Raw genomic sequence first — 19,768 nt, 5'->3', positions numbered from 1 at the left:
AGGCGTCGGGCGACCTAAGCCTGCTCTTTGCGGGCGATTCGCCAGTACGCACCCACACGGGCCGCCAGCGCTTTAGGCGGCTCGGCATACAGCCGGCTGCCAAGGTGCAATGCGCGCTGCTGCAACTGAGCGCGACGTTGCTCGATACAGCGTTGCAACAGGTCCCGTGTTTCCGGCGCGCCAAACAGGTCGGGCTCGCGCTGCATCAATTGCGTCATCATCGCCAGGTCATGGTCATCACCCAGGGCGTCAGCTACCTGTTTGAGTTGCTCGGCTCGGCTTTCCAGCGCATCCGGCCAGCACGGAGACAGCAGCTGACAGTGGTACCAATGATCCTTCACACGCTTGCGCCACTCGTGGAGCAGCTCGTCCGAGTCTTCCTTCTGAGCCCGAGCGAGATCCCGCACACCATCGGTGTAGGTCCGCCGAAACCCGTCGGCGAGCAACCCGAAGCCCTTGCCGGGCAATTTCCAATGTTTCACGTCCTGAGTCAGCGAGCGCAGTTCGCCAAGCACCTGCGTCACCTCGATATCGAAGCCGGTGTGCGCCTCGCCATCCGGTGCGGCGCGCTGCTGCAACTGCAGACGGATCTGGCGAAATGGATCGCTGACAAACAACGGCTGATCGGTGCGCGCCAGGGCGTCCCAGCTTTCCAGCATGGCTGCGGCATCGCGCGACTCTGCCAGGCGTCGCCCGGCGTCCCGCAGGCGGCGATTGTCGACCTTGAAGCGCGTGCCCAAGGGTTCACGCACGAGCCGCAGCAGCGCGCGCAGCTCCTTGAAACGCTTGCGCGCCTGGTGAACGCCCTCGGCGCGCTCGGCTGGCGCAACGCAAAGCGCCTGGATCGCCTTGTTGATGCGTCCCAGCGCGGCTTTGCGTACCTCTTTGGCAGCGTTGCGCGCAGGGCGTATTCGATAGGCCATTAGCGTTTTCCTCAATGAGACGCTCCGCAGGAGCACCTGTGTTGAGACCCGCGCACCGAGCCGGGCGTTGACCCGGCAATGTGAAGATTTGTGTCAGCGCCGTCGAGATCTCCCGCCTCAACCGTAGCGCTTGCGCGCCTCGATGGCCAACCCGCTACCGATGCTGCCGAAGCGATTGCCCTCCACGTGGCGTGCCCGCGGCAGCAGACCGGCGACGCTCTCGCGCAGCGCCGGAATGGCACTCGAGCCGCCAGTGAAGAACACCGTATCGACCTCATCATGACGCACCCCGGCATCCGCCAGCAGCTGGCCAATACTGCCGCCGATGCGGTCGAGCAATGGCGCGATGGCGCTTTCGAATCCCTGACGGGTCAGCTCGACCCGTAGCGCCGGTTCGATACGTTCGAAATCGATGGCGAAATATTGCTGCTCCGTCAGCTCGATCTTGCTCTGCTCGACTTGCATCGCCAGCCAGTGTCCGGCGCGCTGGTCGATCAGGCGGAACAGACGATCGATACCAGTGGGGTCGACGATGTCGTAGCGCATGCTCTGCAACGCGCGTTGCGACGCGGGTGCGTAAACCGCATTGATGGTGTGCCACGTGGCCAGGTTCAGGTGGGTGCTGGTGGGCATCGGCGCATCGCTTTTCATCCGACTGCCATAGCCGAACAGCGGCATCACGCCGTGCAGGCTGAGCTGCTTGTCGAAATCGGTGCCGCCGATATGCACGCCACCCGTGGCCAGAATGTCCGCCTGACGATCAGCGACAGCCCGCCGCTCCGGCGAGAGCCGCACCAGCGAGAAGTCCGACGTACCGCCACCGATATCGACGATCAACACGCGCTCTTCGCGCTCGATACGCGACTCGTAATCGAAGGCCGCGGCGATCGGTTCGTATTGGAAAGACACATCGCGGAAACCGATCTTGCGCGCCGCTGCGGCCAGGGTGTCCGCCGCTTCTCGATCGGCCTGCGGGTCGTCATCGACAAAAAACACAGGGCGCCCCAGCACGACCTCCTCGAATGGCCGGCCCGCAGCCGTTTCGGCGCGCTGCTTGAGGGTGCCGAGGAACAGGCCGAGGATTTCCTTGAATGGCATGGAACTGCCGAGCACCGTGGTTTCGCTTTTCAGCAACTTGGAGCCGAGCAAGCTCTTGAGCGACCGCATCAGGCGGCCTTCGTAACCCTCCAGATATTCGTTCAGCGCCAGCCGGCCGTAGACAGGACGGCGCTCTTCGAGATTGAAGAACACCACCGAAGGCAAGGTCGGTTGCTCGCCTTCGAGAGCAATCAGCGGATCGACGTCAGGCCGCCACCAGCCAACCGTGGAGTTGGAAGTGCCGAAGTCGATGCCGCAGGCGCGGGCAGGTAAGGCGTTGAGCATGGCGGATTCCACGGCTACGGAAAAAACGGCCGCGCAGTGTAAAGGAGGCTGCCCGTGGATGCAGGTCTATCGTCGACCACTAGGCCGATGGATTTTGCAGACGTAAAAAAATGCCCGGCCATTGCTGGTCCGGGCACAAACCCCATAACGCAACGCCGTGTCAGGCAGGTACTGCTTCCGCTCCGGGCGCATCTGCAGCCATCCCCGCAGTCATGCGCTTGGCATCGGCGCAGAAGGTCCGCGATGCCATGAACAGGAACACCATGGTCAACAGCAGCGAGCCCGGGATCAGGTACATCGCCCCGTGCAATCCTTCGGCTCGGAATGCCTCGGCCATTTCGCTAGCACCGGCGGCAAGCATCGCGGCTTCGGCAAAGTGATCCGAGAGCAGGCCTACCACGACCGTCCCCATGCCGCCGCCGAGCAGGTAAAGGCCGGCGAAGAACAGCGCCATAGCGGTGGCCCGCAGGCGCGGCTCGACCACATCCTGGATCGCGGTATAGACGCAGGTGTAGAAGTTGTACGAGAACAACCAGCCGATGCTGAATACCGCGACGAACACGCCGGCCTCGATACGCCCGGCCAGTAGCGCGTAGCCGGTCGCGATGGTGGCGATCAGCATACTCACAGCGGCGAAAATCAAGCGACCGCGAGCGAAGCGCTGATGAATTCGGTCGGCGACCCAACCGCCCAGCGTCAGCCCGACCAGGCCAGTCAGGCCGACGATGACGCCAGTGGCGACCGAGGCTTCTACCAGGGGCATGCCGTGGTAACGCATCAGCAGCGGCACCATGAACGCGTTGCAGGCATAAGTTGCGAAGTTGAACGCCAGCCCGGCCATCACCAGCCACCAAAAGGTGCGAATCGACAACACCTTGCGCATCGGCTGCTTCACCGGCTCCTGCGAAACCTTGACGGTCTCGGCGGCGCCGCGCGATGGCTCCTTGATCATGAAGATGAACAGCGCCAGCACCAGCCCGGGTACCGCGGCGATGAAGAAGGGTGCACGCCAGCTGCCGAACGCCTCGACCATCGAGCCAATGGTGAAGAACGCCAGTAGCAACCCCAGCGGCAGCCCCAGCATGAAAATACCCATCGCCCGAGAGCGTTTGTGTGCCGGGAACAGATCACCGATCAGCGAGTTGGCTGCCGGCGCATAGCTTGCCTCACCGATGCCGATGCCCATGCGCACCAGCAGGAAGCTCCAGAAGTTCCAGGCCAGCCCATTCACAGCCGTGAGGCCACTCCAGGCGGTGAGCCCCCAGCCCATGATCTTGCGCCGCGAGCCGAGGTCAGCCATGCGCCCCAACGGCAAGCCGGCAATGGCATAGACGATGGTGAATGCGGTGCCGATCAAGCCGAGCTGGAAGTCATTGAGATTCCACTCCAACCGGATCGGCTCGGCGATGATCGCCGGAATGGTGCGATCGAAGAAGTTGAACAGGTTCGCCAGGAACAGCAGAAACAGCACGCGCCAGGCGTTGGATGCTTGGGTGGAAGGCTGCATGACGTCGGTCTCGAATTGTTCTTATATTGCCGGCCGCAGACCAGCCGGGACTCGAGACTGACTCTAGAGTCTGCGCCAGCTCCTGTCTCCGAACATCAACCTCGCTTATGCCGCGCGATGGCTCAACGCTCGCGCCATTCGGCCAGCCAACCAAGGCTGGCTGCAGTGCCCTGATCACCCGGCTTGTATTCGGCGCTCAGCCACTCTTGGTAGCCGACCGCCTGCAAGGCTTGCAACGCTGCGCTGAAGTCCAGCTCACCGCTGCCGGGCGCGCCCCGGCCCGGGCAGTCGGCAAACTGCACGTGACCAATACGACCGGCCAGTTGGGCGATGCAGCTCGGCACATCCAGCTGCTGACGGGCCATATGATAGAAATCCAGCTGCGCCATACAGTTGGGATGATCCACCCGCTCCAGCAGCGCCTTGAGATCTTCCGCTGTATTGATCAGAAAGCCCGGCATATCCAGCGGATTGATCGCTTCGCAGAGCACGCGAATGCCGAGCATCTCGAAGGCCTCGGCAGCCTTCCAAAGGTTGCGTTCGAGGGTCTCCAGCGCCCGCTCACGCTCAACGCCCTCAGCCAGCCGTCCCGGCAATACGTTCACGCTGAGCGGGCGCGCCATCAACGCGTAGGTCAGGGTCTCATGCAACGCGATGTCGAACGCTTCCTGGCGCTCGGGCACGCCGGCCAGGCCAAGTCCACCCTGCGTCAGGTCTCCGGCCGGCAGGTTGATCAACACGAGTGGCAAACCCGCACGCTCCAGCAGTTCCTTCAGGCGGATGGCCGGCAGTTCGTACGGAAACTGGATCTCCACCCCGTCGAAACCAGCCGTTCGGGCAGCAAGGATGCGCTCGGCAAGTGGCAGTTCGTTGAATAGGAGCGAAAGGTTGGCGGCTAACTTCACAAGCTGCCCTCCCGATACATCTGCACCAACGTTGCTGGATCGCGCTCCAGATTGCCCTGGCTGCCATGCAGGCGCATCAGCTGCGCAGCAAGCCCGCTCAGTGGCGTTGCCGAGCCCTGCTCGCGGGAGAGTTTCACCGCAGTATCCAGATCCTTGAGCAGGGTCCGCACATGCCATTTGACCGGCTCGAATTCGCTCGCTGCCATCTGCGGGCCGAGAATCTGCAGCGGCTTGGAGTCGGCGAATCCACCAGCCAACGCAGGCGCCAGTAGGCTGGCATCGACCCCTGCCCGCTCGGCGAGCGCGACCACTTCGGCGATTACCAGCGCATTGCAGGCGACGATCATCTGGTTGCACACCTTGGTCACCTGACCAGCGCCGACATCCCCCATGTGCGTAAGACGCTGGCCCAGATTCATCAGTACGGGCCGCACCCGCTCCACATCCTCGGTGCGACCACCGGCCATGATCACCAGGCTGCCGGCCTCCGCTCCGGCGGTACCACCGGACACCGGAGCATCCACCCAGCGCATGCCGCTGCGAAATTCCAGCTCGGCGGCCATGTCGCGTGTCGCGGTCGGCTCGAGACTGGAGTGATCGACCAGCAGCTTGCCGGCCTTGCCACCTTCGGCGATGCCGCCTTTGCCGAACAACACCTCGCGCACTGCGGCGGTATCGGCCAGACACAACAGCACGATATCCGCCTGCGCACAGAGCTCAGCGGGCGACGCCGCCGCCTGGGCACCCAGCTCGACAAGAGGCTGACACTTCTCGGGCGAGCGATTCCACACCACCACGCGATACCCTGCCGCCAGCAGGCGGCGGCACATCGGCAGCCCCATCAGGCCGATACCGGCGAAGGCTAGAGTTGGCAGATCGGTCATGGGCGGCTCCTCGGTGAACGAAGCTGCGATTCTAGCGCCGGGCTGCGACATACAGCCATGCATAGCGCGGAAGACTCCGGCGCTGTCGCCCGTGCGCAGCCTGGTGTCAGAATGTAATCAGTGATCAACCCAGCAAATTGCCCGATCAACCGGAACGATCCGCCCTAAAGCGCCTCTGAATGAGGCCCCGAGGTTTCACCTCGCGCAAACCCACCGCTCAACGCACTCCCGCTTGGCAAAGCGCGTGCACCAGAACATCGCAGGAAACAAGCAATGGACTTAATTCAGATCATCGTCCTGGCCATCGTGCAGGGGCTTACCGAGTTCTTGCCGGTATCGAGCTCGGCTCATCTGATCCTTTTCCCACACCTGGCTGGGTGGGAAGACCAGGGACTGGCATTCGACGTCGCCGTCCACCTCGGCACCCTGGTCGCGGTGGTGTGGTACTTCCGCCAGGAAGTATTCGGCATGACCCGCGACTGGTTCTCCTCGGTGGCACGCCGTGAGCGCGTGGGTGACAGCCGGCTGGCCTGGGCCGTAATTCTCGGAACCATTCCGGCCGGCATCGCCGGGCTGCTGTTCAAGGACTTCATCGAAGTGCAGATGCGCTCGCCACTGGTGATCGCCTGGGCGACCATCGGCTTCGGTCTGCTGCTGTGGTGGTCGGACGTGGTCGGACGACGAACTGCGCAACCGCGCGATGAGCACAGCCTTACCTGGAAGGACATCCTGTTGATCGGCTGCGCGCAAGCTCTGGCGCTGATTCCCGGCACTTCGCGTTCTGGGGTGACCATGACGGCAGGCTTGCTACTGGGACTGTCTCGTTCCGGCGCCGCGCGCTTCTCCTTTCTACTGTCGATCCCGATCATCGTGCTCGCCAGTGCGCTGAGCACGCTCGATCTCGTAGAAGGTGGCGCATCTGTGGATTGGACAGCGATGGGCTTGGGCGTGGTGCTGTCGGCGGTAAGCGCCTACCTGTGCATCCACATCTTCCTGAAGCTGCTGGAGCGGGTCGGCATGCTGCCGTTCGTGATCTACCGAGTGATCCTCGGCGTGGTGTTGCTTGTGCTGTTCAGCGGCGCCTGAACGAGCCGAGCGGAGTGAGAAAGCTGCCGCGGTCGCGACTCGGTCGCGCCGCGGCTAGTTAGCTCCCGCCGAAGAGGTGAGCTTAGCCCTGAGGCAGATCGATGAGTAACGGGCCTAGTAGCACAGCCGCAATGCGGGCCTCGTTAAACATCTTCTTGGTCAACGGCACACTGATCGATTCCATATCGGCAACAGGTTGCGCTTGAACCCGAGCGACCTCCCTGAACGAATGACCATCCGCCCATACCACGGTCGACCGGCGCCTATCATTACCCTTCACATTCGTTCCTTTCGCTGCACGGGGGGGGGTGGCACATTGCTAATATTCGGCCACTACAGTTCTCTTAGGTCTTGCGCCCGAAAAAAGTTCGTCATGTTTCAGGATATTTCTAAATATATTTTTCCTATGTGTCGACTAGAGCCATCACTCAGCTTTCGCTTGGCGCTTCACGCGCCGCAGGTTCTATAATCCGCGCGCTTTTTCCGCTATTGAACCGGAGAACCCTCAATGCTGAAGCGCTCCCTGGCAGCCGTCGCCGGCCTTGCCCTGTCCCTGTCTATTGTCACCACCCACGCCGCTGAAGTCCTTCGGGTTTCCGCCATTCCCGACGAAGCCCCTACCGAGCTGATCCGCAAGTTCAAGCCGCTGGGCGAGTACCTGGAGCAGCAACTGGGTATGCCGGTGAAGTTCACCCCGGTATCGGATTATGCCGCCGTGGTCGAATCCCTGGCCTCCGACCGCCTCGATCTCGCTTGGCTAGGCGGCTTCACCTTCGTGCAGACTCGCCTGAAGACCGGCGATGCTATCCCGCTTGTACAGCGCGAACAGGATGAGAAGTTCACCAGCAAGTTCATCACCGCTGATCCCGAAGTGAAGTCGCTGGCTGATTTGAAGGGCAAGACCTTCGCCTTCGGCTCCGTGTCGTCGACCTCAGGCAGCTTGATGCCACGTTACTTCATGCTCAAGGATGGCATCGAGCCGGAGAAATTTTTCAAGCGCATCGCCTACTCCGGAGCCCACGACGCAACCGCCGCCTGGGTCGAAGCCGGCAAGGCCGATGCCGGTGTACTCAACGCGTCGGTTTGGGACAAGCTGGTCGCAGCGGGCAAGATCAACACCGATAAGGTTCGCGTTATCTCCACCACACCACCTTATTACGACTACAACTGGACCGTGCGCGGCAACCTCGACCCGGCGCTGGTCGAGAAAATCAAAGCGGCGTTCCTGGCGCTTGATCCGGCAAACCCCGAACACAAGGCCATTCTCGACCTGCAGGCTGCCAGTCGCTTCATCGAGACCAAGCCGGAGAACTACGAAGGCATCGAGGAAGCTGCACGCGCTGCCGGACTGCTGAAGTGACGCCGCGTATTCATCGCACATGAGCACGTTACAAGCGCCGCCAGCGACGGACCGCAATACCGAACGTGGGCCGGCGCTAAAGCTGCACGGCGTGGGCCACACCCACGCCGGCGGACAAAACGCACTGCGCGCGATTGATCTGCAAGTCGCCCAAGGCGAACGTGTCGCCATCATCGGACCGTCCGGGGCCGGCAAAACCACCTTGCTGCGTCTGCTGGCCACGGCGCTCAAGCCCGACCAGGGTGATCTCGAACTGCTCGGCAAGCGTCCCTGGACGCTTGCCGCTGGCGCCCGCCAGCGGATGCGCGCCAACATTGGCCTCATTCATCAGGCGCCGCCACTGCCACCGCGCCAGCGGGTAGTCACCGCGGTGCTGGCCGGGCGACTTGGCCAATGGCCGCTGCTCAAAAGCCTGCTCAGCCTGATCTATCCACTGGACCGCCAGGGCGCCGCCGATGCGCTTGGGCGCCTGGACCTGTCCGACAAGCTGTACATGCGCTGCGACCAGCTTTCCGGCGGCCAGCTGCAGCGCGTCGGAATTGCCCGCGTGCTCTACCAGGCGCCAGACCTCATTCTCGCCGACGAACCCGTCTCGGCCATGGACCCTGTACTCGCCAGCCACACCTTAGGTGTGCTCACCCGCGAGGCCCAACGCCGAAATGCCACGCTGCTGGCAAGCCTGCATGCGGTGGAGCTGGCGCTGGAACACTTCCCGCGGATCGTCGGTGTACGAGACGGCCGCATCCTGTTCGACAGACCTGCCACAGAGGTCGGTCCGGACGAGCTGGCCGCGCTGTATGCGAACCAACAGCTCGAGCATGTTCCCGCCTCCCCCACTGCGCCGGCGCCGCAACTGAACATTCCTCGATGCTGAACCCCGCGCTCGCCCATCGCGACCCTGCCGCTGCGCCGCGTCTGATGCTGGCCCTGCTCGCCGTGGCGCTTCTATGGCCCAGCCTGAAGCTGAGCGAGCTGGATCTGGGCGTACTGTTCGATGGCAGTAATGCCGACACCATGGGTACGTTTGTTTCAGCGTTCTGGCCGCCGGAGCACGGCGGCGAGTTTCTCAGGCTGCTCTGGCAGGCGACGCTGGAAACACTGGCCATCGCCACCGCGGGTATGACCCTGGCCTTGGCCGTCGCCATCCCCTGCGCCCTCCTCGCCACGCGTGCGCTGTCGCTTTCGGCGCTCAGCCGCGGCGGCCGCCCGGCCTGGTGGGCACAGGCACTGCGCTGGCCGGTACGTGGGCTGCTGATCGTACTGCGTAGCATTCCCGAGATCGTCTGGGCATTGCTCTTCGTGCGTGCCGTAGGCCTCGGCCCCACCGCCGGCGTGCTGGCCATCGCCATCACCTACGCCGGTATGCTCGGCAAGGTCTACGCGGAGATCTTCGAATCGGTCGACCCATTGCCCGCCCGCGCACTGCTCGGCGCCGGCGCCTCGCGGATGCAGGCCTTTCTCTACGGCGTACTGCCGCAGGCTACGGGCGAGATGCTGTCGTATACCGTCTACCGCTGGGAGTGCGCGATCCGCGCCTCGGTGGTGATGGGCTTCGTTGGCGCCGGCGGGCTTGGCCAGCAGATGGACCTGTCGATGCGCATGTTTGCCGGCGGCGAAGTTGCCAGCATGCTGCTGACGTTCCTCGCGCTGGTGCTGCTGGCCGACCTGCTCAGCCGTTTGCTGCGCTGGAGGTTCGCATGAGGCTGCTGTCGCGCCTGCTGATCCCAATTGGGCTGGTCGCTGCGGTGGTCGCTGCTTTCACGTTTCTGCAGCTGGAAAGCGCCGCCCTGCTCAGCCGCGACGGCCTCGGGCAAATGGCCGCTTATGCGTCAGGTTTCATGGCTCCCGACCTGTCGCCTGCGCACCTTCAGGCCATCGGTCTCGGGGCACTGGAAACGCTGGCAATGTCGGCCGTCGGCACCGTACTCGCCGCCCTGGCGGGCCTACTGCTGGCGCTGCCAGCGGCTGGCCGCTTCGGGCTGCTGCCACAAGCGGCATCGCGCTTGCTGCTCAATGCTCTGCGGGCAATCCCGGAGCTGGTGTGGGCGGCGCTGATGGTGCTGGCAGCGGGCCTCGGGCCGAACGCCGGCACCCTGGCCTTGGCCCTGCATACAGCCGGCGTGCTTGGTCGCCTGTTCGCCGAGGCGCTGGAAAACACCCCGGCACAACCCGGTGATGCCCTGCGACTGGCCGGAAGCGGACGCATCGAAGCCTTCTGCTACGGCACGCTGCCCTCGCTCTGGCCGCAACTGGTGGCGTACACGCTGTACCGTTGGGAGAACAACATCCGCATGGCCAGCGTGCTCGGCTTTGTCGGGGCCGGCGGCCTCGGTCAGATGCTCTACATGAGTTTGAGCCTGTTTCAGGAAGCCCAGGCCTCGACGGTAATCCTGGCGATGCTGCTGATGGTATTGGCGGTGGACAGCCTGAGTGCCTGGGCACGGCAACGCTGGGTGCGAAGCTGATCCCAGGCAATCCTTGGACGTCGCGCTCCTTTTCAGTGCACGACAGCTTGCCGACCGCGCTCCTGCACCAAAACCCAGGGGGCGACTACTACGGCCCATAGGTCCGGATCGCGCTCCAACCAATCCTGTGCCTGCTCGGCACTCATCTTTGACAACTGCCCCCCATCCATCCAGATCGCGACCCTGCTCCGATCATCCTCGGCGACGGCTAGCGCGACCTCCACCAGATCGGCATCGCCAGATACCTGCAGCAGCGCACCGCGAGCAAAGAACGGCTGCAATTCTTCCCAGGTAATCGCTGCAGTTTCGCCCAGCAGCTTGGCATAAAGAGTGCTTGCGTCGTCAGCCATGGGACTCACCAGAAACGAAAAGGGCGCAATGATACCCGCGCCCCGATTCCCATCAAACGGTTGAATCTGCCGGCTGTGCAAACGCAGGAGACACTTCTACACTGTGCCGGTACAGTTGCCGGAGCGTTTCGGGATGTTCGCCTCTTAACGGCACTCCGGTCCGCATGATTCAAACAATAACGAGCAAGTGGAGCACTTATGAAGACCAAGCAGCGTCTTTCGAAAATTTTCCTGGCAATGGCACTGACCGGCGCAGCCAGCTACACCCTGGCCGCCGAGACCATCCGCATTGGATTGGCAGGGCCGGTAACAGGGCCGGTGGCGCAGTACGGGGACATGCAGTTCATCGGGGCCGAAATGGCCATCGAGCAGATCAACAAGGCCGGCGGGGTGAACGGCGCTCAACTGAAGGGTGTTCGCTATGACGACGCCTGCGATCCGAAACAGGCCGTGGCGGTGGCCAACAAGATCGTCAACGACAACGTCAAGTTCGTAGTCGGCCACCTCTGCTCCAGCTCCACTCAGCCGGCGTCCGACATCTACGAGGACGAAGGCATCCTGATGATTACCGCGGCTTCCACCAGTCCGGACATCACCTCCCGCGGCTATGAGCTGATCTTCCGCACCATCGGTCTGGACAGTCTGCAGGGCCCTACCGCCGGCAACTTCATCGCCGACCACGTCAAACCGAAGAACGTCGCAGTCATCCACGACAAGCAGCAGTACGGGGAAGGCATTGCCACTGCGGTCAAGCAGACCCTGGAAGGCAAGAACGTCAAGGTCGGCCTGTTCGAAGGCATCAATGCCGGCGACAAGGACTTTTCCTCGCTGATCGCCAAGCTCAAGCGTGAAGGCGTCGACTTCATCTATTACGGCGGCTATCACCCGGAACTGGGTCTGCTGCTGCGTCAGTCCAAAGAAAAAGGCTTGAACGTACGCTTCATGGGTCCGGAAGGCGTCGGCAACTCGGAAATCTCCGCCATCGCCGGTCCAGCTTCCGAAGGCATGCTCGTGACACTGCCGAAGTCGTTCGATCAGGATCCGCGCAACAAGGAGCTTGTGGACGGCTTCAAAGCCAAGAAGCAGGACCCGACCGGCCCGTTCGTATTCCCGGCCTACGCCGCGGTACAGGTCATCGCCGAAGGCATCGAAAAAGCCGGCAGCACCGACACCGACAAGGTAGCCGAGGCGCTGCGCAGCAATACCTTCGACACCCCGACCGGCATGCTTGCATTCGACGAAAAAGGCGATCTGAAAGACTTCAATTTCGTCGTCTACGAATGGCACCAGGACGGCACCAAGACCGAAGCCAAGTAATTTCCATCAGCCTCGCAAAGCCCACACTCGCTTGTGGGCTTTGTTTTAGCAGGCGGCCCTGCCACAAGCATCGGGCCGCCTTGCCATACCTGTAATCTGACGAGCGGCCTGAACAGCAGACCCGCCTCGAACCGGAGCCCTGCGTGATCCGCAAGGCGTCGTACCGCAGTGGCGCCGCGCCAAGCGTGCGGTGTGTTCGACGTGGGCAGCGCACCAGACCGCAAGCAAGCACGGGGACTTCGGGAGCGCAGTGATGCCTGACCTTTACCACTACTTACAACAGCTGATCAACGGGCTGACCGTTGGCAGCACCTACGCGCTGATCGCCATCGGTTACACGATGGTTTACGGCATCATCGGGATGATCAACTTCGCCCATGGCGAGGTGTACATGATCGGCTCGTATGTAACCTTCATCGCGATTGTCGGCCTGTCCATGATGGGCCTGGACGCACTACCGATCTTGATGATCGGCGCGTTCGCCGCAGCCATGATCGTCACCAGCGCCTACGGCTACAGCATCGAACGGGTCGCCTACCGCCCGCTTCGCGGCAGCAATCGGTTGATACCGCTGATCTCGGCAATCGGCATGTCGATCTTTCTGCAGAACGTCGTACTGCTGGCGCAGGACTCCAAGGACAAGGCCATCCCCAACCTGATGCCGGGCAATCTGGTCATCGGCGAAAGCGCCATGAATGGCGTGGTGATCTCGTACATGCAGATCCTGATCTTCGTGGTCACCTTCGTCGCGATGTACGGCCTGACGATGTTCATCTCCCGGTCACGCCTCGGTCGCGCCTGCCGCGCCTGCGCCGAAGACTTGAAGATGGCCAACCTGCTGGGCATCAACACCAACAGCATCATCGCCCTGACCTTCGTCATCGGCGCAGCGCTGGCGGCCATCGCGGCCGTGCTGATCAGCATGCAGTACGGCGTAATCAACCCGCACATCGGCTTCCTCGCCGGGATCAAGGCATTCACCGCGGCGGTGCTCGGCGGTATCGGCAGCATCCCGGGCGCTATGCTCGGCGGTCTGGTACTCGGTGTGGCCGAAGCCTTCGGCGCTGATATCTTCGGCGATCAGTACAAGGACGTCGTGGCGTTCAGCCTGCTGATTCTAGTGCTGCTGTTCCGCCCCACCGGCATCCTCGGCCGACCAGAGGTGGAAAAGGTATGAGCGGCAATCTCCGTTTAGCTTTCTTCAGCGCCCTACTGGTCTTCGCCGTGGCGGTTCCAGTATTCGGCTTGAAGCTCACCACCGTCGGCATCCGCGTCGAAGTACATGGCGCCGACCTCAGTACTTTCTGGATCATCGCCGCCTGCGCCGTGGCCATGTTCGTCTGGCAGCTGTTCCGCACGCATCTGGCCGCTGGCTGGGCCGCGAGCCCGAACCTGCCAAGCGTACCTGCCGGTGCCGGCAACTTCCTCACCCTGCCCTCGACGCAACGCTGGATCATCCTGGCTCTGGTGCTGGTCGCGCTGGTGTGGCCGTTCTACGGATCACGCGGCGCGGTGGATATCGCTACGCTGATCCTGATCTACGTGATGCTCGGCCTCGGCCTGAACATCGTGGTGGGGCTGGCAGGCCTGTTGGACCTGGGTTATGTCGGTTTCTACGCCGTGGGCGCTTACACTTATGCGCTGCTCTCGCATTACTACGGTGTAGGGTTCTGGACCGCCTTGCCCATCGCCGGTGCGATGGCTGCGTTGTTCGGCTTCCTGCTGGGTTTCCCGGTGTTGCGTCTGCGCGGTGACTACCTGGCCATCGTGACTCTCGGCTTTGGCGAGATCATTCGCATCCTGCTGCGCAACATGACCAGCGTCACAGGCGGCCCCAACGGTATCAGCGGCATCGACAAGCCAACCCTGTTCGGCCTGTCCTTCGACCGCCGTGCCGCCGAAGGCATGCAGACGTTCCACGAGTACTTCGGAGTAGCGTACAACTCCGTGAACAAGGTGATCTTCCTCTACCTGATCGCCCTGCTTCTGGTGCTGCTGACTCTATTCGTGATCAACCGCCTGCTGCGCATGCCGATCGGCCGCGCCTGGGAAGCCCTGCGCGAGGACGAGATCGCCTGCCGCGCGCTGGGCATGAACCCCACCGTCATCAAGCTCTCGGCCTTCACCCTTGGCGCAACCTTCGCCGGTTTCGCCGGCAGCTTCTTCGCCGCGCGCCAGGGCCTGGTTTCACCGGAGTCGTTTACCTTCATCGAGTCGGCGATCATTCTCGCCATCGTGGTGCTGGGCGGCATGGGCTCACAGCTCGGGGTGATCCTCGCGGCGATTGTGATGATCCTGCTACCCGAGCTGATGCGCGAGTTCAGCGAATACCGCATGTTGATGTTCGGCGCCCTGATGGTGCTGATGATGATTTGGCGTCCACAAGGCCTGCTGCCGATGCAGCGCCCGCACTTGGAGTTGAAGCAATGAGCCGCCCGATTCTAGAAGTACGCGGCCTGATGATGCGCTTCGGCGGCCTGCTGGCAGTCAACGACGTAGGGCTTACGGTACACGACAAGCAAGTGGTCTCGATGATCGGCCCCAACGGCGCTGGTAAAACCACGGTATTCAACTGCCTGACCGGCTTTTATCAGCCGACTGCTGGGGAAATCCTCCTCGACGGTACGCCGATTCAAGGCTTGCCCGGCCACAAGATCGCCCGCCAGGGCGTGGTGCGTACCTTCCAGAACGTCCGTTTGTTCAAGGACATGACGGCGGTGGAAAACCTGCTGGTCGCTCAGCACCGTCATCTGAACACCAACTTCCTTGCCGGCTTGCTGAAGACGCCTGCGTTTCGCAAGAGTGAACGCGCAGCGATGGACTTCGCCGCACACTGGCTGGAGCAGGTCAACCTGACCGACGTTGCCAATCGCCCGGCCGGCACCCTCGCCTACGGTCAGCAGCGCCGGCTTGAGATCGCTCGATGCATGATGACTCGCCCACGCATCCTCATGCTCGACGAACCGGCAGCCGGCCTCAACCCTAAGGAAACCGAGGACCTCAAGGCACTGATCGCCATGCTGCGTGACGAGCACGGCGTTACCGTGTTGCTGATCGAGCATGACATGAAGCTGGTCATGAGCATTTCCGACTACATCTACGTGATCAACCAGGGCACTCCGCTGGCCGATGGTTCGCCTGAAGACGTGCGCAACAATCCGGACGTGATCAAAGCTTATCTGGGGGAGGCGTGAGCATGCTGACTTTCGAAAACGTCTCAACCTTCTACGGCAAGATCCAGGCGCTGCACGGCATCAACGTGCAAGTGGAACAAGGCGAGATCGTCACCCTGATCGGCGCCAACGGCGCCGGCAAGTCGACCCTGCTGATGACCCTCTGCGGCTCGCCGCAGGCGGCCAGTGGCAGCATCCGCTTCCAGGGCGAGGAGCTGGTTGGCCAGCAGACCTGCGACATCATGCGCAAGGCCATCGCCGTGGTGCCCGAGGGACGGCGGATCTTCGCTCGTCTGACGGTTGAAGAGAACCTCTCCATGGGCGGCTTTTTCACCGGCAAGACGGACTTCCAGGAGCAGCTGGACAAGGTGCTCGGCCTGTTCCCGCGACTCAAGGAACGCTATCAGCAGCGCGGCGGCACCATGTCCGGCGGTGAACAGCAGATGCTCGCCATTGCGCGCGCACTGATGAGCAAGCCCAAGCTGTTGCTGCTCGACGAGCCATCGCTTGGCCTGGCGCCAATCATCATCCAGCAGATCTTCGAGATCATCGAACAGCTGCGCGAGGATGGCGTGACGGTGTTCCTGGTCGAGCAGAACGCCAACCAGGCCCTCAAGTTGGCCGACCGCGGTTACGTGCTGGAAAACGGTCACATCGTCATGCAGGGCAGCGGTCACGACCTGCTGACCGATCCAAAGGTACGTGACGCCTACCTGGGCGGATGACACCTCTGCCACGCGCTACAAACAAGCCCTGCCATCCGGCGGGGCTTGTTCGTTTTATGCGTATCCATCGCACGGCCGAACCCAGGCGCTGCGCGCACAGTCGAAGAACCGCTATCCTACTTCGCCCCCCTTCGCCACATAACGACCATCAAGGAGATCTCAAGATGCGCCACTGCCTGTTCGGCCTGCTCATGGCTGCCAGCGTCACTGCGAATGCCGAGATTCAGACGCAGGAAATTCCCTACACCGCTGCCGATGGCACCGAGATGATCGGCTACTACGCCTATGACGACGCCATAGAAGGCAAGCGACCCGGCATCGTCGTGGTTCACGAATGGTGGGGGCTGAACGACTACGCCAAGCAGCGCGCTCGCGACCTCGCCGAACTAGGCTACAGCGCCCTGGCCATCGACATGTACGGTGAAGGCAAGAACACCGAGCATCCGAAGGACGCCATGAGCTTCATGCAGGCGGCGCTGAAGGACGCCGATGCCGCCAAAGGACGCTTCAATGCCGGCCTCGACCTGCTCAAGGAACAGGCCCGGACCGATACCGCCAAACTCGGCGCCGTCGGCTACTGCTTTGGCGGTAAGGTGGTACTGGACATGGCCCGCCAAGGCGTTCCGCTGGATGGTGTGGTCAGCTTCCACGGCGCGCTTGCTACCGAGACCCGCGCCGCGCCAGGCAGCGTCAAGGCGCGCGTGCTGGTCGAGCATGGAAGCGAAGACAGCATGATCAGCACCGACGACATCGCCGCGCTGAACGTCGAGATGGTCAAGGCCGGCGCCGACTACCAGTTCGTCAGCCTGCCCGGTGCCAAGCATGGCTTCACCAATCCGGGCGCCGACGCCCATAAAGAGCACGGTCTCGACGTGGCCTATCAGAAAGCCGCGGATGAGCGTTCCTGGCGCGATATGCAGCGCTTCTTCGAGGAGACATTCGGCACACCAGCAGCCGCCAGGGCGCAGTAAGAACACAGTCTTCTCGGAGGTGATTCGTCCTGGCGGCACGCCTGCCGCCAGGACGCGTGCTAGCATTGCGCGCATAACTCACCGTCGATCACGAGTCATGGCCGAACACGATTACCGCTATACCCTGCTCAACCCCGCCCACACCCTCACCGAATGCCGCGCGCTGGTGCCTGGCCGCTATCAGGTTACCGGTAATGGCGGCTCCATTCGCAGCGGCGACGTATTGATCGTCACCCTCAAGGGCAGCCGCGATCTATCACAGCGACTGACCGTCGATAAGGTCCGCTACCTGATCAATCCACCCGGGCAATGGATGGCAGTTGCCAACGGGCCTGTATTCCACGAGCTTGAGATCCTCAACTGGCAGGTTGCCTGCGATAGCTGTGGAAAAGAGCTGGACTTCGAGTTCGCCGTCGACGCCAAGCTCGGCGAGGCCGCCCGCAAGCCTGCCGCGCAGGCGCGCATCACCGAACTGGGCTGGTCCGACCAGAACGACCAACACCGCTGCCCCAGCTGCCAGAAGGAGCAACAGGCATGACTTCACGAATCCTGCCACTCATCGCCGCCCTCGGACTCACAGGCTGTGCCACCGAGCAACTCGAGCTGCAGCGCGACGTCACCTATATCGCCGAGTGGATCGGCGACGAGCCGGTGATCGGCCGCACCGCCGTATCGCTCACTCTCAGCGAAGGGCGCGCCTACGGCAATGCCGGTTGCAATCACTGGTTCGGCAGCTACGAGCAGAACGGACAGCAGCTCCGCTTCAGCAACCTGGGCAGTACACGCAAGCTGTGCGCTGAGGAGATCATGGAGCAGGAGCATGCCTTCCTCGATCTGCTCAACCGAGTCGAGCGCTGGGACGTTTCCAACATCGATCAGCTGCGCCTCTGGCCAGCCGAAGGCACACCGCTACGCCTCTGGCCCGAGCAGGACTAACCGCTCCATATCTGCGCATGCAACATGGCATGCGCACTGCCATAAGGCGTTTGGTGGCCGGACTATTCCCCCACTGCTCCTCCAGCGTTGGCCAAATGGGTATTCGAATCAGCAGCCGCAGACTGATATCCAAGGCGCTGCGCTGATTTCCAATAACCTTAGGCTCACCTGCACCAGTTATTCACGAAACTGGCACATCCAGTGCATAGACTGAATCAACCAGTTTCGGGGACCCTGGTACAGGCAGGCCAGGGATTCCCCTCTTTTATCGCAACACCCGAAGCCGCTCCACGAGAGCGGCTTCATGCTTTCCGAGGAAAGCAAACAGCGACAGTCGTCAAAACAGGCTCAACTGCTCGAAGCCACCACGCAGATCGACCAGCCGCACACCGACCCCGATCAGCCGAACCGGGCGGGCGCCGCGAGAGAAGGCAATGGCAAGCAAGTCCGCGTAATCGTCCAATTCGAGACCGGCTCCAGCCTGCTCCATAGTGGTCTGGGTAAAATCGTGAAACTTGAGCTTCACGAACGGTTTTCCGGGCCGATAGCCGCTGTCCAGCCGGGCCATACGGGTAGTGAGCTGTTGCAACAGCTCCGGCAGACGTTCGAGACAGGCCGCCAGATCAGGCAGATCCCGATCGTATGTCTGCTCGACGCTTACCGACTGACGCCGACTTTCCACCTGCACGGGGCGCTCATCAATACCTCGCGCAAGCCCCCAAAGCCGCTCGCCAAACGCACCGAACTCGCGGACCAGCTCCAGCCTACCCCACTCGCGCAGATCGCTGCAGGTGCGAATCCCCAGCCGCGCCAGCTTCTCGGCCGTGACACGGCCGACACCATGCAGCCGATTGACCTCCAGGTCCTTTACGAACTCATCCACCTGCGCCGGCGTGATGACGAACAGCCCGTCCGGCTTGTTCCACTCACTGGCGATCTTGGCGAGAAACTTGTTTGGCGCCACGCCGGCCGACACGGTGATACGCAGCTGCTGCCAGACTCGCCGACGGACGTCCTCGGCAATGCGCGTAGCGCTGCCAGAGAAATGCTCGCAGGCAGACACATCGAGATAAGCCTCGTCCAGCGACAATGGCTCGATCTGTTCGGTATAGGTTCTGAAGATGTTTTGGATCTCACGCGATGCCTCGCGGTAGGCATCCATCCGCGGGCGCAGAATCAGCAGATCCGGGCATAATTTCAGCGCGTGCCCCGAAGCCATGGCCGAGCGCACACCATAGGCTCGCGCCTCGTAATTACAGGTGGCGATGACGCCACGACGATCTGCAGCGCCGCCGACCGCAATCGGCCGCCGTGCCAGGCTTGGATCGTCTCGCATCTCAATCGCAGCGTAAAAACAATCGCAATCGATATGGATGATTTTGCGCAAAGCGGACTGACTCACGAAAACGGGGCACCGGGAGGGAATGAACGAATCTTCAGCGCGACAGGTCGGTTATTGAGATGGTAAGTCCTTTACCGCCCCGATAGTCGGAGGTTCAGATGAAAATCTTGTACGCAGGCGCGATCGTTGTCAGCGGGCTTTTTTCCGCAGCCGTGATGGCTGATCAGGACATGATGAACACCCAGCCGCAAGGCACCAATATTCAGCAAGAAAAACACGGCGATGATCAGGTTCGCGACAACAAGGATGGGGTCGATCTGAACTGACCCTGATTTTACGGACACCTCGAATGTGACTATACCGTCAGAGAGGAAGGTGTCCCATGACCGACAAACGTAGGTATCAACGCTACAGCCCAGAGTTCAAGCGAGAGGCTGTACG

The 19,768-nt window shown here is 62.2% G+C and carries 21 protein-coding genes; 14 read left to right on the top strand and 7 right to left on the bottom strand.

The window, feature by feature from the left end; genetic code table 11:
• Nucleotides 1–14: 14 nt before the first annotated feature.
• The 5 genes from CXK91_RS12765 to CXK91_RS12745 form a co-directional block, all read right to left on the bottom strand.
• A complete protein-coding gene (locus tag CXK91_RS12765; RefSeq protein WP_103456518.1) occupies nt 15–923 on the bottom strand; it encodes a CHAD domain-containing protein in 909 nt (302 codons plus the stop codon).
• A 117-nt stretch (nt 924–1,040) separates the two neighbouring features.
• Nucleotides 1,041–2,306, bottom strand: a complete 1,266-nt coding sequence (locus CXK91_RS12760) for an Hsp70 family protein (RefSeq protein ID WP_058065298.1) — start codon at nt 2,304–2,306, stop codon at nt 1,041–1,043.
• A gap of 160 nt (nt 2,307–2,466) precedes the next feature.
• A complete protein-coding gene (locus CXK91_RS12755; RefSeq protein ID WP_003281361.1) occupies nt 2,467–3,813 on the bottom strand; it encodes a spinster family MFS transporter in 1,347 nt (448 codons plus the stop codon).
• Between the two features lie 122 nt (nt 3,814–3,935).
• On the bottom strand, nt 3,936–4,718 hold the full coding sequence (locus CXK91_RS12750) for a hydroxypyruvate isomerase family protein (RefSeq protein ID WP_103456517.1): 783 nt from the start codon (nt 4,716–4,718) through the stop codon (nt 3,936–3,938).
• The gene (locus tag CXK91_RS12745; RefSeq protein ID WP_103456516.1) at nt 4,715–5,602 is read right to left on the bottom strand and encodes an NAD(P)-dependent oxidoreductase; all 888 of its coding nucleotides are present in this window, start codon (nt 5,600–5,602) and stop codon (nt 4,715–4,717) included. Before CXK91_RS12745 ends, CXK91_RS12750 begins: the two co-directional genes overlap by 4 nt.
• 273 nt (nt 5,603–5,875) lie before the next feature.
• Between CXK91_RS12745 and CXK91_RS12740 the strand changes: the two genes are divergently transcribed.
• The 5 genes from CXK91_RS12740 (at nt 5,876) to phnE (ending at nt 10,513) form a co-directional block, all read left to right on the top strand.
• Entirely contained in the window at nt 5,876–6,688 is an 813-nt protein-coding gene (locus tag CXK91_RS12740) for an undecaprenyl-diphosphate phosphatase (protein WP_103456515.1), read from the top strand.
• 508 nt (nt 6,689–7,196) lie between these two features.
• A complete protein-coding gene (locus CXK91_RS12730; protein ID WP_103456513.1) occupies nt 7,197–8,048 on the top strand; it encodes a putative selenate ABC transporter substrate-binding protein in 852 nt (283 codons plus the stop codon).
• 19 nt (nt 8,049–8,067) lie between these two features.
• Nucleotides 8,068–8,922, top strand: coding sequence for a phosphonate ABC transporter ATP-binding protein (locus CXK91_RS12725; protein WP_103456512.1), 855 nt, complete (start codon nt 8,068–8,070; stop codon nt 8,920–8,922).
• Nucleotides 8,916–9,749: a PhnE/PtxC family ABC transporter permease gene (locus CXK91_RS12720; RefSeq protein WP_103456511.1), complete on the top strand. Its 834-nt coding sequence runs from the start codon at nt 8,916–8,918 to the stop codon at nt 9,747–9,749. Before CXK91_RS12725 ends, CXK91_RS12720 begins: the two co-directional genes overlap by 7 nt.
• Complete coding sequence (phnE, locus tag CXK91_RS12715; protein WP_103456510.1) at nt 9,746–10,513, top strand: phosphonate ABC transporter, permease protein PhnE; 768 nt, start codon at nt 9,746–9,748, stop codon at nt 10,511–10,513. The genes CXK91_RS12720 and phnE overlap by 4 nt, the downstream gene beginning before the upstream one ends.
• Nucleotides 10,514–10,545: 32 nt before the next feature.
• On the opposite strand, the gene CXK91_RS12710 is transcribed toward phnE, so the two are convergent.
• Nucleotides 10,546–10,863: a DUF2288 domain-containing protein gene (locus tag CXK91_RS12710; RefSeq protein ID WP_103456509.1), complete on the bottom strand. Its 318-nt coding sequence runs from the start codon at nt 10,861–10,863 to the stop codon at nt 10,546–10,548.
• A gap of 198 nt (nt 10,864–11,061) precedes the next feature.
• On the opposite strand from CXK91_RS12710, the gene CXK91_RS12705 reads away from it, so the two are divergent.
• The 8 genes from CXK91_RS12705 (at nt 11,062) to CXK91_RS12670 (ending at nt 17,985) form a co-directional block, all read left to right on the top strand.
• Nucleotides 11,062–12,180, top strand: coding sequence for a branched-chain amino acid ABC transporter substrate-binding protein (locus CXK91_RS12705; protein ID WP_103456508.1), 1,119 nt, complete (start codon nt 11,062–11,064; stop codon nt 12,178–12,180).
• Nucleotides 12,181–12,433: 253 nt separating this feature from the next.
• Nucleotides 12,434–13,357, top strand: a complete 924-nt coding sequence (gene livH / locus CXK91_RS12700) for a high-affinity branched-chain amino acid ABC transporter permease LivH (protein WP_103456507.1) — start codon at nt 12,434–12,436, stop codon at nt 13,355–13,357.
• Nucleotides 13,354–14,610, top strand: a complete 1,257-nt coding sequence (locus CXK91_RS12695; RefSeq protein WP_103456506.1) for a high-affinity branched-chain amino acid ABC transporter permease LivM — start codon at nt 13,354–13,356, stop codon at nt 14,608–14,610. The genes livH and CXK91_RS12695 overlap by 4 nt, the downstream gene beginning before the upstream one ends.
• A complete protein-coding gene (livG, locus tag CXK91_RS12690) occupies nt 14,607–15,374 on the top strand; it encodes a high-affinity branched-chain amino acid ABC transporter ATP-binding protein LivG (protein WP_103456505.1) in 768 nt (255 codons plus the stop codon). Before CXK91_RS12695 ends, livG begins: the two co-directional genes overlap by 4 nt.
• Before the next feature lie 2 nt (nt 15,375–15,376).
• A complete protein-coding gene (locus tag CXK91_RS12685) occupies nt 15,377–16,078 on the top strand; it encodes an ABC transporter ATP-binding protein (RefSeq protein WP_103456504.1) in 702 nt (233 codons plus the stop codon).
• A 164-nt stretch (nt 16,079–16,242) separates the two neighbouring features.
• Complete coding sequence (locus CXK91_RS12680; protein WP_103456503.1) at nt 16,243–17,049, top strand: dienelactone hydrolase family protein; 807 nt, start codon at nt 16,243–16,245, stop codon at nt 17,047–17,049.
• Nucleotides 17,050–17,146: 97 nt separating this feature from the next.
• On the top strand, nt 17,147–17,587 hold the full coding sequence (locus CXK91_RS12675) for a hypothetical protein (protein WP_103456502.1): 441 nt from the start codon (nt 17,147–17,149) through the stop codon (nt 17,585–17,587).
• Nucleotides 17,584–17,985, top strand: coding sequence for an META domain-containing protein (locus CXK91_RS12670; RefSeq protein WP_103456501.1), 402 nt, complete (start codon nt 17,584–17,586; stop codon nt 17,983–17,985). Before CXK91_RS12675 ends, CXK91_RS12670 begins: the two co-directional genes overlap by 4 nt.
• 337 nt (nt 17,986–18,322) lie before the next feature.
• Here CXK91_RS12670 and dinB read toward each other — a convergent pair whose 3' ends face one another.
• Nucleotides 18,323–19,387 carry a DNA polymerase IV gene (dinB, locus tag CXK91_RS12665; protein ID WP_103456500.1) on the bottom strand — a complete coding sequence of 355 codons (1,065 nt, stop codon included), beginning with the start codon at nt 19,385–19,387 and terminating at the stop codon, nt 18,323–18,325.
• A 98-nt stretch (nt 19,388–19,485) separates the two neighbouring features.
• Here dinB and CXK91_RS22725 point away from each other — a divergent pair, with 98 nt between their 5' ends.
• Nucleotides 19,486–19,653 carry a hypothetical protein gene (locus CXK91_RS22725; RefSeq protein WP_181003960.1) on the top strand — a complete coding sequence of 56 codons (168 nt, stop codon included), beginning with the start codon at nt 19,486–19,488 and terminating at the stop codon, nt 19,651–19,653.
• Nucleotides 19,654–19,768: the final 115 nt, after the last annotated feature.

The sequence above is a fragment of the Stutzerimonas stutzeri genome, from assembly GCF_002909485.1.
In the GTDB taxonomy this organism is placed as follows: domain Bacteria; phylum Pseudomonadota; class Gammaproteobacteria; order Pseudomonadales; family Pseudomonadaceae; genus Stutzerimonas; species Stutzerimonas stutzeri_AH.
Note: the sequence above shows the minus strand (reverse complement) of the source record. Positions and strands in the feature narration are given on the sequence as shown.

What these genes read in the sequence shown, in the direction of transcription:
- CXK91_RS12765 (WP_103456518.1), bottom strand. Translation starts at nt 923, where the DNA reads ATGGCCTATCGAATACGCCCTGCGCGCAACGCTGCCAAAGAGGTACGC.
- CXK91_RS12760 (WP_058065298.1), bottom strand. Translation starts at nt 2,306, where the DNA reads ATGCTCAACGCCTTACCTGCCCGCGCCTGCGGCATCGACTTCGGCACT.
- CXK91_RS12755 (WP_003281361.1), bottom strand. Translation starts at nt 3,813, where the DNA reads ATGCAGCCTTCCACCCAAGCATCCAACGCCTGGCGCGTGCTGTTTCTG.
- CXK91_RS12745 (WP_103456516.1), bottom strand. Translation starts at nt 5,602, where the DNA reads ATGACCGATCTGCCAACTCTAGCCTTCGCCGGTATCGGCCTGATGGGG.
- CXK91_RS12740 (WP_103456515.1), top strand. Translation starts at nt 5,876, where the DNA reads ATGGACTTAATTCAGATCATCGTCCTGGCCATCGTGCAGGGGCTTACC.
- CXK91_RS12730 (WP_103456513.1), top strand. Translation starts at nt 7,197, where the DNA reads ATGCTGAAGCGCTCCCTGGCAGCCGTCGCCGGCCTTGCCCTGTCCCTG.
- CXK91_RS12725 (WP_103456512.1), top strand. Translation starts at nt 8,068, where the DNA reads ATGAGCACGTTACAAGCGCCGCCAGCGACGGACCGCAATACCGAACGT.
- CXK91_RS12720 (WP_103456511.1), top strand. Translation starts at nt 8,916, where the DNA reads ATGCTGAACCCCGCGCTCGCCCATCGCGACCCTGCCGCTGCGCCGCGT.
- phnE (WP_103456510.1), top strand. Translation starts at nt 9,746, where the DNA reads ATGAGGCTGCTGTCGCGCCTGCTGATCCCAATTGGGCTGGTCGCTGCG.
- CXK91_RS12710 (WP_103456509.1), bottom strand. Translation starts at nt 10,863, where the DNA reads ATGGCTGACGACGCAAGCACTCTTTATGCCAAGCTGCTGGGCGAAACT.
- CXK91_RS12705 (WP_103456508.1), top strand. Translation starts at nt 11,062, where the DNA reads ATGAAGACCAAGCAGCGTCTTTCGAAAATTTTCCTGGCAATGGCACTG.
- livH (WP_103456507.1), top strand. Translation starts at nt 12,434, where the DNA reads ATGCCTGACCTTTACCACTACTTACAACAGCTGATCAACGGGCTGACC.
- CXK91_RS12695 (WP_103456506.1), top strand. Translation starts at nt 13,354, where the DNA reads ATGAGCGGCAATCTCCGTTTAGCTTTCTTCAGCGCCCTACTGGTCTTC.
- livG (WP_103456505.1), top strand. Translation starts at nt 14,607, where the DNA reads ATGAGCCGCCCGATTCTAGAAGTACGCGGCCTGATGATGCGCTTCGGC.
- CXK91_RS12685 (WP_103456504.1), top strand. Translation starts at nt 15,377, where the DNA reads ATGCTGACTTTCGAAAACGTCTCAACCTTCTACGGCAAGATCCAGGCG.
- CXK91_RS12680 (WP_103456503.1), top strand. Translation starts at nt 16,243, where the DNA reads ATGCGCCACTGCCTGTTCGGCCTGCTCATGGCTGCCAGCGTCACTGCG.
- CXK91_RS12675 (WP_103456502.1), top strand. Translation starts at nt 17,147, where the DNA reads ATGGCCGAACACGATTACCGCTATACCCTGCTCAACCCCGCCCACACC.
- CXK91_RS12670 (WP_103456501.1), top strand. Translation starts at nt 17,584, where the DNA reads ATGACTTCACGAATCCTGCCACTCATCGCCGCCCTCGGACTCACAGGC.
- CXK91_RS22725 (WP_181003960.1), top strand. Translation starts at nt 19,486, where the DNA reads ATGAAAATCTTGTACGCAGGCGCGATCGTTGTCAGCGGGCTTTTTTCC.